The sequence below is a fragment of the Micromonospora sp. NPDC049679 genome, assembly GCF_040659735.1.
GTDB lineage: Bacteria > Actinomycetota > Actinomycetes > Mycobacteriales > Micromonosporaceae > Micromonospora_I.
The window spans coordinates 94,294-108,995 of sequence record NZ_JBFANZ010000011.1; the positions used below are offsets into that span (position 1 = coordinate 94,294).

General features: G+C 70.0%; 16 protein-coding genes. 13 read left to right on the top strand and 3 right to left on the bottom strand.

The genetic code is table 11. From position 1 onward, the window contains the following. The first annotated feature begins 88 nt into the window (after positions 1 to 88). From AB0J06_RS10015 to AB0J06_RS10035, 5 genes are read left to right on the top strand one after another with little or no spacing between them, the layout of a single operon-like run. Complete coding sequence (locus AB0J06_RS10015; RefSeq protein WP_357426702.1) at positions 89 to 1,078, top strand: hypothetical protein; 990 nt, start codon at positions 89 to 91, stop codon at positions 1,076 to 1,078. Then, entirely contained in the window at positions 1,079 to 1,897 is an 819-nt protein-coding gene (locus AB0J06_RS10020; protein WP_357426704.1) for a nitrilase-related carbon-nitrogen hydrolase, read from the top strand. A 32-nt stretch (positions 1,898 to 1,929) separates the two neighbouring features. Next, complete coding sequence (locus tag AB0J06_RS10025) at positions 1,930 to 2,850, top strand: ABC transporter substrate-binding protein (protein ID WP_357426706.1); 921 nt, start codon at positions 1,930 to 1,932, stop codon at positions 2,848 to 2,850. 5 nt (positions 2,851 to 2,855) lie between these two features. Beyond that, positions 2,856 to 3,812, top strand: coding sequence for an amino acid ABC transporter permease (locus AB0J06_RS10030; protein ID WP_357426708.1), 957 nt, complete (start codon positions 2,856 to 2,858; stop codon positions 3,810 to 3,812). Then, positions 3,809 to 4,603, top strand: a complete 795-nt coding sequence (locus AB0J06_RS10035) for an amino acid ABC transporter ATP-binding protein (RefSeq protein ID WP_357426710.1) — start codon at positions 3,809 to 3,811, stop codon at positions 4,601 to 4,603. Before AB0J06_RS10030 ends, AB0J06_RS10035 begins: the two co-directional genes overlap by 4 nt. Positions 4,604 to 4,693: 90 nt before the next feature. On the opposite strand, the gene AB0J06_RS10040 is transcribed toward AB0J06_RS10035, so the two are convergent. After that, positions 4,694 to 4,828, bottom strand: a complete 135-nt coding sequence (locus tag AB0J06_RS10040) for a hypothetical protein (protein ID WP_357426712.1) — start codon at positions 4,826 to 4,828, stop codon at positions 4,694 to 4,696. A 140-nt stretch (positions 4,829 to 4,968) separates the two neighbouring features. On the opposite strand from AB0J06_RS10040, the gene AB0J06_RS10045 reads away from it, so the two are divergent. The 4 genes from AB0J06_RS10045 to AB0J06_RS10060 all read left to right on the top strand — a co-directional run bounded on the left by AB0J06_RS10045 (position 4,969) and on the right by AB0J06_RS10060 (position 7,213). Next, complete coding sequence (locus AB0J06_RS10045) at positions 4,969 to 5,433, top strand: hypothetical protein (protein ID WP_357426714.1); 465 nt, start codon at positions 4,969 to 4,971, stop codon at positions 5,431 to 5,433. Between the two features lie 431 nt (positions 5,434 to 5,864). Continuing rightward, on the top strand, positions 5,865 to 6,143 hold the full coding sequence (locus AB0J06_RS10050) for a hypothetical protein (protein WP_357426716.1): 279 nt from the start codon (positions 5,865 to 5,867) through the stop codon (positions 6,141 to 6,143). A gap of 177 nt (positions 6,144 to 6,320) precedes the next feature. Next, the gene (locus tag AB0J06_RS10055) at positions 6,321 to 6,755 is read left to right on the top strand and encodes a phage holin family protein (RefSeq protein ID WP_357426718.1); all 435 of its coding nucleotides are present in this window, start codon (positions 6,321 to 6,323) and stop codon (positions 6,753 to 6,755) included. Beyond that, on the top strand, positions 6,752 to 7,213 hold the full coding sequence (locus AB0J06_RS10060) for a DUF3618 domain-containing protein (RefSeq protein WP_357426720.1): 462 nt from the start codon (positions 6,752 to 6,754) through the stop codon (positions 7,211 to 7,213). Before AB0J06_RS10055 ends, AB0J06_RS10060 begins: the two co-directional genes overlap by 4 nt. Positions 7,214 to 7,375: 162 nt before the next feature. Here AB0J06_RS10060 and AB0J06_RS10065 read toward each other — a convergent pair whose 3' ends face one another. Further along, complete coding sequence (locus AB0J06_RS10065) at positions 7,376 to 8,239, bottom strand: M15 family metallopeptidase (RefSeq protein WP_357426788.1); 864 nt, start codon at positions 8,237 to 8,239, stop codon at positions 7,376 to 7,378. Here AB0J06_RS10065 and AB0J06_RS10070 point away from each other — a divergent pair. The 4 genes from AB0J06_RS10070 to AB0J06_RS10085 all read left to right on the top strand — a co-directional run bounded on the left by AB0J06_RS10070 (position 8,124) and on the right by AB0J06_RS10085 (position 13,093). Next, the gene (locus AB0J06_RS10070; RefSeq protein ID WP_357426794.1) at positions 8,124 to 8,405 is read left to right on the top strand and encodes a hypothetical protein; all 282 of its coding nucleotides are present in this window, start codon (positions 8,124 to 8,126) and stop codon (positions 8,403 to 8,405) included. The two genes, AB0J06_RS10065 and AB0J06_RS10070, sit on opposite strands and share 116 nt — an antisense overlap. Positions 8,406 to 8,625: 220 nt before the next feature. Further along, positions 8,626 to 10,239 carry a methyl-accepting chemotaxis protein gene (locus tag AB0J06_RS10075; protein ID WP_357426722.1) on the top strand — a complete coding sequence of 538 codons (1,614 nt, stop codon included), beginning with the start codon at positions 8,626 to 8,628 and terminating at the stop codon, positions 10,237 to 10,239. 96 nt (positions 10,240 to 10,335) lie between these two features. Then, entirely contained in the window at positions 10,336 to 10,905 is a 570-nt protein-coding gene (locus tag AB0J06_RS10080; protein WP_357426724.1) for a hypothetical protein, read from the top strand. A gap of 682 nt (positions 10,906 to 11,587) precedes the next feature. After that, a complete protein-coding gene (locus tag AB0J06_RS10085; protein ID WP_357426726.1) occupies positions 11,588 to 13,093 on the top strand; it encodes a protein kinase in 1,506 nt (501 codons plus the stop codon). Positions 13,094 to 13,192: 99 nt separating this feature from the next. Here AB0J06_RS10085 and AB0J06_RS10090 read toward each other — a convergent pair whose 3' ends face one another. Further along, a complete protein-coding gene (locus tag AB0J06_RS10090) occupies positions 13,193 to 14,668 on the bottom strand; it encodes a S8 family serine peptidase (protein ID WP_357426728.1) in 1,476 nt (491 codons plus the stop codon). Positions 14,669 to 14,702: the final 34 nt, after the last annotated feature.

Sequence of the window (14,702 nt, forward strand, 5' to 3'; positions counted from 1 at the left end):
GCCCCGTAGTTCACCACATACTGAGAAGAATGAACAGTAACAAAACTTCTATTGTCTAGCCTACGTCTGAACTTTATTGTTGCCGGCGATGGCTACCTCACCCACCACCCCGCTCCGCCTCGGCGTCCGGCCCTGGTCACACCTCGTGCCGCTCGCCCTGGGCGAGGTCGGGGCGCCCCCGCTCGCCCTGCGCGTCACGCGCCTCGCCGTGACCCCGCAGTTGCTCGACGAGAGCGATCTCGATGCCGGCGAGACCTCGTTCAGCCGGTACACCCTCGCCCGCGCGGCCGGCGATGACCGGCTCGTCGGCATCCCCGCCTTCGTCATGCGCGGCTTCCGGCACCGCTGCATCCTGGTCCGCAAGGACAGTGCCGCCGTCGACGCCGCCGACCTGGCCGGCGCCCGGATCGGACTGACCGGCTGGCCGGACTCCGGTAACACCTGGACCCGCGCCGTGCTGCGCCGGGCCGGCGTGGACCTCACCGGCGTGCGGTGGATGGTCGGGCCGCTCACCTCGGACGCGGCCGGCGGCGACCGCATGGGCGGGATCACGCCGCCGCCGTGGGTACGGCTCGCCGAGCCGGGCAAGTCGCTCGTCGGCGGGCTGCTCGACGGTGCGCTCGACGCGATCATGACGCCGTTCATGCCGCCCGGATTCCACCGTGACGACACGCCGCTGCGGCCGCTCTACCGCGACTACCGCGACGCCGAGGCCCGGTACGGCGCGGAGCTGGGGTTCATCCCCGGCATCCACCTCATCGCCGTCAAGCGCGAGCGCGTCGAGGCGCGTCCGGAGGTCCTCGCCGACCTGATGACGGCGCTGCGCGCATCGCAGCGGGCGTGGTGGGCGAGCTACCGCAAGCATGCCGACACGACGCCGTGGGCGCTGGCCGAGATCGACGACACCGAGCGGCGGTACGGCGCGGACTGGATGCCGTACGGGCTGTCGGCCAACCGCTCGATGACGGCCGCCTTCTGCACGGAACTGCACGCCCAGGGGATCGCCGAGTCGCCGGTGGACCCGGAGTCGCTGTTCCCGGAGTACGCCAAGATCGCCGCTGAGATGGGAGTGGAGTAGATGCGCCTCGCGTTGGGTCAGCTCGCCGCGAGCGAGGACTGGCAGGTCAATCTGAAGCAGTGCGAGGCCCTGGTGGAGCGGGCCGCCGCCGGCGGGGCCGACCTCCTCGTGCTGCCCGAGGGCGTGCTGGCGCGGTTCACCGACGACTTCACCCGGTTGCGCAGCGCGGCGCAGCCGCTGGACGGGCCGTTCGTGACCGGTCTCGCCGAGGCGACCGCCGGTACCGCGGTGACCGTCGTGGCCGGGGTGCACGAGCCGGGGCCGGACGGCAGGGCGTACAACACCCTGGTCGTACTGCGGGACGGCCGGATCGTCACCAGCTACCGCAAGCTGCATCTGTATGACGCCTTCGGCTCCAGGGAGTCCGACAACGTCATCCCGGCCGACGGTCCGCTGGTGTCCTTCCCCTGCGCCGGGCACACCGTCGGCCTGATGACCTGCTACGACGTGCGCTTTCCCGAGATGGCGCGGCTGCTCGTGACCGAGGGCGGGGCCGACGTTCTCGTCCTGCCGGCGGCGTGGGTGCGCGGGCCGCTCAAGGAGCGGCACTGGGAGCTGATGGTGTCGGCGCGGGCGCTGGAGAACACCGTCTACGTCGCGGCCTGCGGCGAATGCGGTCCCCGCAACATCGGCAACTCGATGGTGGTCGACCCGCTCGGCGTCGTGATCGGGCGCCTTGCCGAGGACCCCGACCTGCTGTGGGCCGAGGTGTCGCCCGACCGGCTGGCCCAGGCCCGTCAGCGGCTCCCCGTGCTCGCCAACCGGCGCTTCGCCGTAGATCCCACCCCGACCGGACCCCTCGCCACCACGACCGCCTGACCACCACCAAGCCTGAATCAAAAGGAATTGCCATGCGCCGTACCATCATCGCGGTGACTGCCGCGTCCGCGCTGCTGTCGCTGTCGCTCGTCGGGTGCGCCAAAGACCCGTCCGAGGCCCCGCAGGGTGCCGGGGGCGACGTCGCCACACAGCAGCGGAACGCCGCGCTGCACGACAAGCTGCCCGACAAGATCAAGCAGGCCGGCAAGCTGGTCTCGGTCAACAGCGGATCGTTCCCGCCCTACGAGATCGTCGGCAGCAACCGCGATCTCACCGGGGCCGCCGCCGACCTCTCCGAGGCGCTCGGCCAGGTGCTCGGCGTCAAGGTCGAGCACGTGACCGTCGAGGGTCTCTCCGGCGTGCTGACCGGCATCAAGGCCGGGCGGTACGACTTCGCCCTCGGTCCGATCGGCGACTTCCCGGAGCGTGAGGCCGACAACGACTTCGTCGACTGGGTGCAGGAGTTCGTGGTCTTCGCGGTGCCGAAGGGCAACCCCAAGCAGATCAAGGACCTCGACAGCACCTGCGGGCTCCGCATCGCCGTGCAGGCCGCCGGCTCGGCGGAAAAGGTGATCAAGACCCAGGCGCAGAAGTGCGCCGCCGAGGGCAAGCCGGCGCTCGAGGTGCAGTCGTACAAGGACCAGCCCTCGTCGATCCTGTCGGTCAAGTCTGGTCGTGCGGACGCCTTCTTCTCCTCGCAGGCGCCGCTGACCTACTTCGCGAAGCAGTCGAACGGTGAGCTGGAGCTGGCCGCGACCGGACAGAAGAACGGCTTCGACGACCTCTACCAGGGCGCGGTCGTGCCGAAGGACTCGGCGCTGCGCGACGTGCTGCTCGCGGGGATGCAGGAGCTCTTCGACAACGGCACCTACGCGAAGATCATGGCGAAGTGGGGGCTGGACGACAACAAGCTCGACAAGCCGGGCGTGAACGTTGCCGGTGGCAAGGGGTGAGCACCGTGGCCCCGAACGCTCCGGCCGTCGATGACCGCGTGGCCCGTCCCGTCGAGCCGGTCGACGTCGCACACGCGGTGCCCGAGCGGCACCCGCTGCGGTGGGTGGCGACCGTCGTGGTCGCCGTCCTCGCCGCGCAGCTGATCCACATGCTGGTGACCAACCCCAACTTCGAATGGGACGTGGTCTTCCAGTACTTCAACACGGAGTCCGTCGGCCGGGGCCTGCTGACCACGCTGAAGCTCACCGTCATCGCGATGGCCGTCGGCATCGTGCTCGGTGTGCTGCTGGCGGTCTGCCGGCTGTCCAGCAACTGGCTGGTGCGCTTGCTCGCAGCCGTCTACATCTGGTTCTTCCGCGGCGTGCCGGCGCTGGTCCAGCTCATCTTCTGGTTCAACCTGTCGGCGCTGATGCCGCGGGTGTCGATCGGCATCCCGTTCGGCCCGGAGTTCATGCAGTGGGAGACCAACGCGCTCATCACACCGCTGCTCGCCGCGATCCTCGGCCTCGGCCTGAACGAGGGCGCTTACATGGCCGAGATTGTCCGGGGTGGCCTGATGTCGGTCGACCAGGGACAGACCGAGGCGGCGCAGGCGCTGGGCATGAGCCGGACGCGGACCCTCTTCCGGGTGGTGCTGCCGCAGGCGATGCGGTTCATCGTGCCGCCCACCGGCAGCCAGGTGATCAACATGCTCAAGGCGACGTCCCTGGTGAGCGTGATCGCGCTGAGCGACCTGCTCTACACCGTGCAGGCGATCTACAACCGCACCTTCCAGACGATCCCGCTGCTGCTCGTGGCCTGCATCTGGTACCTGGTGATCACGTCGATCCTGTACGTCGGGCAGTCGTTCATCGAGCGGCACTACGCCCGGGGGAGCAACCGCAACACTCCGACGCGGTTCCGTGACGTCCTCAAGATCCGTCGCAAGCCGGTTCTGCCGACCGTGGAGGTGCCGTCATGACCGCCGCCGACCAGCCGTTGATGTCCGCTCGCGGAGTGCGTAAGCACTTCGGGCCGCTGGAGGTGCTCAAGGGGGTGGACCTCGACGTGCACCCCGGGGAGGTTGTGGTGATCCTGGGCCCGTCCGGCTCCGGCAAATCCACCTTCCTGCGCTGCGTCAACCACCTCGAACGCATTGACGGCGGCTCCGTAACCGTGGATGGCGAGCTTGTCGGGTACGAGCGGCGCGGCGGCCGGATTCACCGCCTGTCGGAACGTCGCATCGCCCGCACCCGACGCCAGATCGGCATGGTGTTCCAGCATTTCAACCTCTTCCCGCACCTGACCGTGCTGGGCAACATCGTCGAGGCACCCGCCGGGGTGCTGCGCGAGCCCAAGGCAGAGGTGGTCAAGCGGGCACGCGCCCTGCTCGACAAGGTCGGCCTCGCGGACAAGGCGGACGCGTTCCCCCGGCAACTCTCCGGCGGACAGCAGCAGCGCGTGGCGATCGCCCGGGCGCTGGCCATGCGCCCCAAGCTGATGCTCTTCGACGAGCCGACCAGCGCGCTGGACCCGGAACTCGTCGGTGAGGTGCTCGCCACCATGCGGGACCTCGCCGCGGACGGGCTGACGATGATCGTGGTGACCCACGAGATCTCGTTCGCCCGCGAGGTCGCCGACCGGGTCATCTTCATGGACGCCGGCACGGTCGTCGAAAGCGGAACACCCGCCGAGGTGCTCGACCGGCCGGCCAACCCGCGTACCCGGGCCTTCCTCTCGCGGTTCCTCCCGACCGGAGAGCCGGCCGCCTGACAGGTAGCCGGTCGAGGTCCTCACCGCCGCGACGGAGGTGAGGGCCTCGCGGCGACTCCGGGGAGAGGGCGACGCCGTGTGCTGCCACCGCTATCGGGGCGCGGCAAGCTCGGCGTAGTCAGTCGGCAGTTGGAGGAGTCCGACCTCGTCGAGCGCGTCACGCAGCACGGCGACGGCGGGAACTTCGTGCGGGCAGTCACGCACGACCAGCAGCTGAACATCCATCCGACGATGATGTCGCAGTTTCCCGCGTCGGGTACCGGGTAGTTGGCCGAGCTGGCCCGCGCAGGGGCTGGTCGAGCGTTCCAGACCTGGCATACGTGCCTTCGCGACCGCCATCGTCGATGCACCAGAGGGGAGAAGGTATGAGCTCTACCGCGCTTCGGGCCGCCGTGCTGGGGGCAGCGACTGGCGGGCGCAGCATGACGGGGCTGTCGGCCGTCGCCCTGACAACGCCGCCCGGTACGCGTCCGACCTGGGTCGCGCGTCTGGGCGGCCCATGGGGACGTCGCGTGACGGCGATGGCCGCCGCCGGGGAGATGTTGGCGGACAAGACGCCGCGGGTGCCGAGTCGGTTGGCTCCTCCGGTGCTGGCCGAGCGCATCATCATGGGTGTGGTGTCAGCTGCTGCGCTGGCCCGCCGCGACGGTGTGCGGCCGGCGTTGCCTGTCGTGTTCGCCGTGGCTGCCGTCGTCGGTGCCAGCCTCGCGGGCGTGCGCTGGCGAACGTACGCTCAGCGGCGCGGCTGGGGGATGGCCGGTGCGGTGGCGGAAGACGTGCTGACGGTCGGCCTGGCCGCCGCGGCCTGCACGCTCGGCCGGCGCCGCTGAGCACAGGTCCCGTTCGTCAATGGGAGCCTGTGACGGCGGTCTGCGTCCATTCCAGTTGCGGCGCGCGTTGTTCCCTCTCTCCGAGAGCCGCTCCGCGGCCCAGGATGTGCAGCGACAGGCACGTGCGGCCACGCAGAACGTCCAGCGACATTGATCGGTTTCCCGCTCCGCGAACCCGACGAACATGGTCGCGCTTCCCGCACAGCCGGCGCGGATGCCCCATTTCATGCCCCTGCGGGCCGCGCACGGCGGAGAATGGAACAAGGAAACGGGGCGTCACGCGCGATGACGAGGTGCGGTTGGTCGCGGGGCGATGACTTCACGCCGCCGAGCTCACGTCGACCGCATTCCCGTCGCATCGCCCCGCTGCGGCAGCCGCCGTCGGGTGGCTGGTCGATCGTGGCGAACGGATGATGAGGAGGCGATCGCGCATGTCGCGTAAGCGTTGGCCGATGATGGCCGGAGTCTTCGCGGTCGGCGCCGCCGTAGGGGCGGCAGGTGCCACAGCGGTGGTGCGGTGGACGCAGTTGGAAGGTGACGACCCGGCAGACACCGGTGACCGCGACTACCGCGATGACGAGTTCCCGTGGGACCCGACCCACGGTGCCGCGGAGCGGAACGACGCGGCTACGAGGATGCCGGACCTGGCGGTGTCGGTGCGCGCGGCTGACGAGGGCAGCGCGGCGATGCCGTCGTCCACCGGCGTCTAGCGACGGGACTCCTGCAGCGGGCCGTCGCCACTGCGGCTCGCGGCGCCGCTTGGCGTCGTTGGTGCGTCCCGCTCGTGCACGAGCCGCGTGTACCGCTCGTGGCCGGGTCGCTTCGTCCGATCGGGCCGACGCGGGCCGTGCGGATGGAAGGCGTGCGCGGCACGGAAGGAAAGAATCATGGGGGATGTTCCGAACGGCAGCCAACCCAGACACGGTGCCGACGTGTCCGCCGCCGAGTTGGTGCAGCGTGCAACCGATCAGATCTCCCGACTGGTACGCGAAGAGCTGAGTCTGGCCCGGGCGGAACTGACCGAGAAGGGCAAGAAGGTCGGTGTCGGGGCCGGGCTCTTCGGCGGTGGGGGCGCGCTGGCGTTCTACGGCGGCGGCGCCCTCATCACCGCGGTCGTGCTGGTCCTCGCTGAGTTCATGCCGGCGTGGGTGGCGGCGCTCGTCGTCGGGATCGTGTTGATCGCGGTCGCCGGGCTGCTCGCCCTCTCCGGGAAGAAGCAGGTGAGCCAGGCGATGCCTCCGGTTCCGAAGGCGACTGCGGACAGCCTGCGCGCGGACGCCGAGACGGTGCGGGGCGCGGCCAAGAATCGGGGACGGGCATGACAACAGGCGGTGGAGAAACTGACAAGAGGCGTGCGGACATTCAGAAGACCCGGGGCGAACTCGGCGAGACGGTCGACGCGCTGGCAGCCAAGGCTGACATGAAGGCCCGCGGGCAGGAGACAGCCGCGCAGGCGAAGAACCGCGTACGTGAGCGGGCGGCGCAGGTTGGCGAGAAGACCGCCCAGCGCACCAGGACTGCGGGGCGGATGGGCGCGCGCGGCGCCAAGACGGTGCGCGCGTCGGCATCGCGGGCCGTGACGAAGATCCGCCGCAAACCCGCGCCGATCGTCGCCGTCGCGGCTGCTGCGATTGCCGCTGCGGTGCTCTTCCGGCGGCGCCGAGCAGCAGCAGCTCTCTCTACCGGCTGGTCGATGCGGGGGGCCGGGGGGCGGCAGTTGCGCTCGTCGCTGGCCAAATGGGGAGCCGAGGCGCGACAGTGGGGCGTCCCCCGCGGCTGACGAGCAGCCACGCCACCGGCCTGAAGGTCTGGCGCTGGGACCAGCGCGCGCCCCCGCGGTTGGGTGTGTTGAGCGTCGGTGTGGTCGCCGTCGTCCTGTTTCAGCCCGACCGGGACGTTGGGTGACGGTTCCGGGAACCGCGGTGGCTGGATCGCCGGCGGTTCAGCGGCGCGCGAGGGCGCCGCGCGCCACCACGAAGTCGAAGTACGTGTTCGCGTACGGCTCGTCCGCGAGCGTGTAGTGCCACCACTCGTCCGCGTAGTTGGTGAAGCGGGCGTCCGCCATCAGGCGCTTGAGAAGCAGCCGGTTCTTCATGGGCTGGCCGGTGATCCGGGGGCTGACGGTGTGGGCCAGCGAGTCGAAGCAGTCAAAACCGGTGCCCATGTCGACGGTGTTGTCGGGGAAGCGTCGCCCCACCGGTGCCGCGCAGGACACCAGTTCTTCCCCCGCCACGTACGGCCGTTGCGCGCGCGCCGGCGTCGCGATGAGCGTGAGGTCGACAGTGCTGCCCCGGCTGTGCGCGGTCGGTCCGGGGGCGATGTACCCCTGCGTGAAAAGTACGGACTTGTCGAGGTTCGGGTAGAACTCCGCCTTCATCCGCTGGTCGTCGAAATGTCGTCCCCATTGCACGAAGTCGTCGGCCGCGCGCTGTGGGCGGTAGCAGTCGTAGACCTTGAGGCTGTAGCCGCGGGCACGCGCGGCGGTCTGCACCAGGTGCAGACGCTCGGCGGCCTGGCGGGTGAGAATGCACAGCGGTTCGCGGTAGCCGGCGATTGGCCGACCGACGAAATTGTGGCCGGTTTGGTAACGGATGTCGTGCACGATGGTGGGGTCTATATCGGACAGCGCGACGAACCCCGGCGGCGCTTGTCCGTCCGCCTCGGTCCCGGCCCCTGAACCGGCCGGCGTCGTGGCCGCGCCGGTCGGGGTCGTGGTCGGTGCGGCCGAGGTGGCGCCCGGGCTTGCGGCCGGCGCGGACCAGGTCGTGGTCGGTGCGGCGCAGGCAGTTACCGACGCGCAGGTCAGGACGGCGCACGCGGTGACGAAGACGCGCGCTGCGGATGTCCGGACGGAGCGGCCGTGCGTCCTGTCGCCGGCAGCGCGACGCATGTGCCGCCGGGCACGATTCCAGGCCGCGGGAAAGACCGACATGCAGCGTGTCTATCACGGCCTGCGCCGGAACGACACGTGAGCGCTATCTCGTCTACCGTCCGACGGGTTGAAGGTCGGCGCAATGCATTACCTGACGTGCCCCGATTCAGCCCGACCGAATTGCCAACCTCGGCGATAGCGCTCATTTCCGCTGAGCGACGAAACCCATAGTTCTCACGTGTTCGTTCCGCTGGCCGATGGTGTACCGATGTCGGGCGGAAGCGTCGGCATGACCGTGGACGGGACGGAGCCAACTGGTGATGAGCCTTCGGAATCTGAGCGTCGGGCGCCGATTGGCGGCGTCTTTCCTGATCGTGGGACTGCTGATCGTGGCCGCGGCCGGCGCCGGCCTGTGGGGTCAGGCGGGACAGCGCGACGCCGACGAGCGGCTGGCTCGGCTGACCCAGCTCAAGGACGACATCCAGGCCGTGAACTATGGGGTGGCCGACGTCACGGGCTGGCAGGGGCTGGTCGTCGCCGACGCGGGCGCTTTCGGCGGGGTGAAGGCCACCGAAGCCGACTCGTACAACCGCAAGGGCGAACTGGCGAGCAAGCAGAAGCTCTACGACGCGCTCGACCGTACGCACGTGGCGGACATGACGCCGGCGGAGCGAGCCAAGTTCGATCAGTTGCGCCCGGCCTGGGATGCCTTCTTCACCTGGGACGACAAGATCATGGCGTTGCTGCGCCAAGACACCCAGCAGGCCCGTGCCGAAGCGATGACCAACATCAACGGCGGTCCGGCCGCCGACGCGTACACGCAGGCGACGGAGATCGTCGGCGAACTGGAGGCGTCGATCGACGCGCGCAATGCCGGGTTGCGCAGCGAGGCGGCGCAGGCGGTGACGATGAGTCGCCAGGTACTGCTCGGGGCGCTGGCAGCGGCGCTGGTGCTCGCGCTGGTGCTCGGCACATGGGTCACCCGGTCGGTGGTCCGCCCGCTGGCGATCGCCGTCGATGTGTTGGCACGCATGGTCGGGGGCGACATGACGGTGCGCACGAACCTCCGCACCCAGGACGAGTTGGGCCGGCTCGGCCGGGCGGTGGACGAGAGCATCGAGTCGTTGCAGGCCACCCTGGCCACCATCGCCGAGCACGCGGCGGCGCTGAACGACTCTTCGGAGGAGTTGGCGACCGTGTCGCAGCAGATCGCGGCGTCGGCCGAGGAGACCGGCGCGGAAGCGGTCGCCATGACCGCGGCCGCACGCGACGTGTCGTCCAACGTTTCGACCGCGGCCGCCGGCAGCGAGGAGATGGGCGCGTCCATCCGGGAAATCTCCAGCAGCGCCAGCCAGGCGGCCTCGGTCGTGGAGAACGCCGTATCGCGGGTTGAGGCTGCCACCCAGGTGATCACCGGACTGCGGCAGTCCTCGGCGGAGATCGGTGACGTGGTAAAGCTGATCACCGCGATCGCGCAGCAGACCAACCTCCTGGCGCTCAACGCCACCATCGAGTCGGCCCGCGCGGGGGCGGCGGGCAAGGGGTTCGCCGTGGTGGCCGGCGAGGTCAAGGAACTGGCGCAAGAGACGGCGCGCGCCACCGATGACATCGTGCGGCGCGTCGAGGCGATCCAGTCCCAGACCGCCGACGCCGCCACGACCATCACGGAGATCGGCCAGACCATGGGTCGCATTCGCGACTACCAGACCACGATCGCGACGGCCGTCGAGGAACAGACGGCCACGACGAACGAGATGAACCGCAACGTCCACGCCGCTGCCGGTGGCAGTGGCGAGATCGCCCACAACATCGCCCGGGTGGCGACCGCCGCCGAGGTCACCACCTCCGGCGTGGCCCGGGCCAGGAAGGCCGCCGGCGAACTCGCCGACATGAGCGTGGCGCTCCGCGGGCTGGTCTCGAGATTCCGCATCTGACCAACCGGGCATGCCGGTCGGATGACGTACGGGTGTTGGTCACCGCGGCATGCGCCGGGTGCGGCGGGAGAACAGGCCGGGCGCTAGCGTGTGCCCGTGGACGTTGCTGACGGCGAGCAGGTGGTCGCGTCGCTCGCTGGCTGGATCGGCGAGTTGACCTTTGTCGATCAGGATGCGGATGAGGTCACGGCGCTGCTCGTGGAGGCGGCGGTGGCGTGGGGGACGGGCCAGGGCTGGCGGGTGTACCGCAGGGCGCCCAGTGTGATGGCGCTGCCGCCACCGTACGAGCATCGCCGTTCGTGTGTGGACGTGGCATGTGCGCGGCCGGCGGGAGCGCCGATCGTGATCGAGGTTGACCATGCTGATCGTCGGCGGTCCGTCGACAAGCTGGTGGCGGAGGCCGAGGCGGGCCGGATCGCGATCTGGGTGCGCTGGGGGAGCGGCAGGTTCGAACCTCCGCCGTTGCCGGTCAGGATGGTGACCTGCAGGGTCACCTCGCGCCGGGGTCTTGGCGGGGGGCGGCTCCATTCGCTGCTGCCGGCGAACGACCGGCCGGCCCCGATGCACACGGTCGTCGATGTCAGCCCCGACGGGCAAGGGGATCTGTTCGGCGGCTCGTCGCACCGACCTGGCGACTCGCGCGGTGATGGACCGGAACAGGGGTGAGAGATCATAACGCCCGGTGTGTCCGAATAGCGGCCTTCAATCACGATATTGTCGTGCCATCGGCTTGCTGTCCCCGCGGCAGGAAACGGAACCCTGTGCCGCGCTGATCTCCGGCGGCAGTTCTGGCTCTGGTAGCGGGTGCACGTCCGCTGTCCCGCGGTGATGTAACACTTCCGCCTTTTCCGGCGCTTTATCAGTTAGGGGCCGCGTCACGTCCGCCGGTGAGTCGCCAGCGGTGCGTGACCGGGCGGTGCGCGTATGCGTCCGTCTGATGCCATCGGGGCAGCTCCCGATCGTCGAGAGGAGCAGCGTGGGCCAGACTGGTCGCCCGAACGGACCGATGTGGCGGAGGTTCCGCACCGGCGTGGATCGCAACGCCTCGAACGGGTTATGCCCGGTTATGAACCGCATCGACCGTATTCACTCGGCCCGTTGGGCTCGCCTTGACGTTCAGGAGACGCTCGACGCGCTGTGGTCGCTGGCCGAGCGGGAGTCAGCGCACCAGGGTCACTGCAACTGTGCAGATCGCACCGATGACGCAGTCGACGGGCGAACCGGGGCATGAGACAGGCACGATGACACGGTCCGTCATGCGCGTCGCCCTCTCTGCTGCCGCTGCGCTGTGATCCGACGCCGAAACCCCCGGTGGCCTGCTGGTACGAAAAGTCGGCACACTGGGCGGATGCCACAGCTCAGTCCGGGTCTTCGCCTGCACAACCGATTCACCCTCGTGGAACGCGTGGGCGTCGGCGGCATGTCGCAGGTGTGGCGAGCCATGGACGAAGTGCTCGGCCGCCCGGTCGCGGTCAAGGTGCTGGACTCGGCGCTGGCTGACGACCCGGCGCTGAAACAGGCCACGTGGCGGGAGGCCCGGGCCGCGGCACGGCTGGCCCATCCGCATGTCATCCAGGTGTACGACTACGGTGAGGCCGCGCTGCCCGGCGGGGCGTCGGTGCCGTACCTGGTGATGGAATTGGTCGAGGGGGAGAGCCTGGCGGCTCGGCTCCGGTCGGGGCCACTGCCGTGGGCGGAGGCGGTGCGGCTCGGTGCGCAGGTGGCGGCGGCGCTCGCCGCGGCGCACCGGCTGGGCGTGGTGCACCGTGACGTCAAGCCGGGGAACGTGATGCTGACGCCGGCGGGCGCGAAGGTGCTGGACTTCGGCATCGCCGCTCTGGTGGGCAGCCGGTCCGACGATGGCGGGTTGCTGGTCGGTACGCCGGCCTACGCGGCCCCTGAACAGCTGCGTTCGGCCCTGCCGCAGCCGGCCAGCGACGTGTATGGCCTCGGTGTGCTGCTGTATGAGGCCCTGACGGCGCGCCGGCCGATCCCCGTGAACAGCTGGGCCGACGCCGCCCGGGCCCACCGCGGCGGCCATGCGGTGCCAGCCCCGCAGGTGCTCGGCCTGCCGCCAGCGGTCACGCGACTCGTGATGGCGGCTCTTGCTGCCGATCCGGGTGACCGACCGAGTGCCGAAGAGATGGCGATCGGCCTCGCGGCCGCGGCCGGTTTACCCGATCCGACCGCCGCGCTGCACGATCGCACCGCCGCGTTGCCGATGCTGGCACCCGCGCCCGGTCGCGACCATACTGCCGGGCTCGGTCCGGCGCGACCACCGTTTCCGCCCACCATGATCCAACCGCGCGGGGCGACGTCGATCGACGGCCGGGAGGCCCCAGCAGGAGCGCGCCCACGCCGGCGGCTGGTGGTGGCACTGGTCGGCGCGGTGGCCGCGGCCGGGCTGATCCTGGCCATCGTTGCGGCGGCGCTCCCCGCCGACAAACCGGCCGGTGCACCTCAAGCCGCGCCTCCGTCCGCCGCTCCGTCCACCACGACGTCCGCGCCACCTGTCCCGACGAACGTCCCGTCTTCGACCACCCCGACGTCGCCCGACGCGATCCTCGCCGAGTTGAAACGCGTCATCGCCGGCGTCGCCGGGTCCGGTGACATGACCGACGACGCGGCGTCGGAGCTTGGCGACAAGATCGACGCACTGCGCGACCCCGGCGATCGGGGCAGGGGCAAGGGCAAGCAGCGCAAGCAGGTCGAGGAGCTGGACAAGAGGATCGCCGACCTGCAGAACAAGGTGGATGAGCTGCACGCCGACGGGGACGTTGACGACGAGACCGCGAACCGCCTGACCACCCTGCTCCGATCGCTGTCCGGAGCGCGGGTCGACAACGCCGGCTGACGCTTCCTCAGCGTGGGTCGGGTGCGGCGCCGACAAAGGCAGGGTCGCCCGACGGTGGTGCCGCCGGGCGACCCTGTGTTGGTCAGGAGCGGGTGACGCCTACTTCACGACGTTGTAGGCGTTGATCTCGCCAGCACCGTAGAAGCCGTTGCGGTTTCCACCGGTGCACGTGGCCTCGTAACCCTCGAGCGCCGGCACCGGGTTGTAGACGCCGGACGGGCACGGCAGCTCCTCGGCGGTGCGCTCCAGATATGAGGCGAGCGCGGCCGGCTGCAGGTTCGGGTGAGCGGAGAGGGCGAGCGCCGCGACACCGGCCGCGTGCGGGCCGGCCATCGAGGTGCCCTGCTTGTAGCCCCAGCTGTTGGTCCGCGTCGCCGTGTTGAAGGTGGTCGACAGGATGCCGTCCGACAGCGTCGACGTCGCGCCCCCGGTACGGAAGCGCGTGTCCCCGCCCGGTGCGGCGACGTCCACGACGCCCTGCCCGTACGAGGAGTAGTAGCTCTTCAGCCGCGTCGGACCGACGGCGGACACAGTCACCACACCGGGCGCTTCCGCCGGCAGATCGACGCACGCCCCGGTGATGGTGCGGTCCTCGACCGGGTAGCTGCCGTCGTTCGGGCTCTCGCTGTCCACGAACTTGTGCTGCAGATCGACGTTGGAGTTACCGGCGGACGCGACGTTCAGGACGCCCTTGTTCTGCGAGTACCGGATCGCCCGTTGGACGGCCTGCCACACGGGGCGCTGGCGGGCGTCGTTGCGGCAGTTGAACTCCCACGGGTCGATGAAGTAGCTGTTGTTGGTGATCTGCATGCCGTGCTCGGCGGCCCAGAGGAAGCCACACACCGCGGCCTCCGGGTAGATGAACCCGTCGTCGTTGACGACCTTCACGGACGCGACCTTCACGCCGGGTGCCACACCGGCGACGCCGACACCGTTGATCGCGGCGGCGATCGTGCCCGCGACGTGCGTGCCGTGGTCGGAGGTCGTCGGGTTCCAGGCGGCCTCCGCCGTGTCGCTCACGCCGCCGATGCATGACGCGCTCTTGTCCTTCGCGATCTGCGTCGCCAGGTCGGGATGGGTGCTGGAGATTCCGCTGTCGAGCACGCCCACGACAACCTTGGGGTTTCCGACCGTCACGGCGTGCGCCTCGGGCAGGTCGATCTGCGGCATGTCCCACTGCCGGCTCCAGAGCGGCTCCCCGGTCGGGTCGCCGGACGCCTGGCCTGTAGCGGACGTCACCTCCAGGCTGTCGCTCGTTTCAACAGCGGTGCCGAGGCCCGCGGTCGAAGCCACGGCCTCCACGCCGGCGCCCGCGGCGGCGGCCGCGAAATCGGGGTTGGCCGAACGCGCCACGAGGACACCGATCTGCGGGTAGTCCGCGACAACCCTCCCATTGGCCGCGGCGACCCGGGTCGCGGCCTTGGCGGTGGAGCCTCCCTGCGGCGCGAGAACGAGGAACGTTGTCTCGGAACCGGTGGCCATTGCCGCAGGGTTTCCTGCGACGGTCACCACGATCCCGGCGGCGAGCGCCACGGCGGACGCCGCCGCCAGCGTCTTGCGACGACTGAATCTCACGAATAACTCCCATCGGATGGCGGGCTGTTCTGCC

Excerpts from the sequence above, each read along its gene's own strand:
- AB0J06_RS10085 (WP_357426726.1), top strand. The coding sequence starts at position 11,588 with ATGCCACAGCTCAGTCCGGGTCTTCGCCTGCACAACCGATTCACCCTC.
- AB0J06_RS10035 (WP_357426710.1), top strand. The coding sequence starts at position 3,809 with ATGACCGCCGCCGACCAGCCGTTGATGTCCGCTCGCGGAGTGCGTAAG.
- AB0J06_RS10075 (WP_357426722.1), top strand. The coding sequence starts at position 8,626 with ATGAGCCTTCGGAATCTGAGCGTCGGGCGCCGATTGGCGGCGTCTTTC.
- AB0J06_RS10050 (WP_357426716.1), top strand. The coding sequence starts at position 5,865 with ATGTCGCGTAAGCGTTGGCCGATGATGGCCGGAGTCTTCGCGGTCGGC.
- AB0J06_RS10015 (WP_357426702.1), top strand. The coding sequence starts at position 89 with ATGGCTACCTCACCCACCACCCCGCTCCGCCTCGGCGTCCGGCCCTGG.
- AB0J06_RS10020 (WP_357426704.1), top strand. The coding sequence starts at position 1,079 with ATGCGCCTCGCGTTGGGTCAGCTCGCCGCGAGCGAGGACTGGCAGGTC.
- AB0J06_RS10060 (WP_357426720.1), top strand. The coding sequence starts at position 6,752 with ATGACAACAGGCGGTGGAGAAACTGACAAGAGGCGTGCGGACATTCAG.
- AB0J06_RS10025 (WP_357426706.1), top strand. The coding sequence starts at position 1,930 with ATGCGCCGTACCATCATCGCGGTGACTGCCGCGTCCGCGCTGCTGTCG.
- AB0J06_RS10040 (WP_357426712.1), bottom strand. The coding sequence starts at position 4,828 with ATGGATGTTCAGCTGCTGGTCGTGCGTGACTGCCCGCACGAAGTTCCC.
- AB0J06_RS10045 (WP_357426714.1), top strand. The coding sequence starts at position 4,969 with ATGAGCTCTACCGCGCTTCGGGCCGCCGTGCTGGGGGCAGCGACTGGC.
- AB0J06_RS10055 (WP_357426718.1), top strand. The coding sequence starts at position 6,321 with ATGGGGGATGTTCCGAACGGCAGCCAACCCAGACACGGTGCCGACGTG.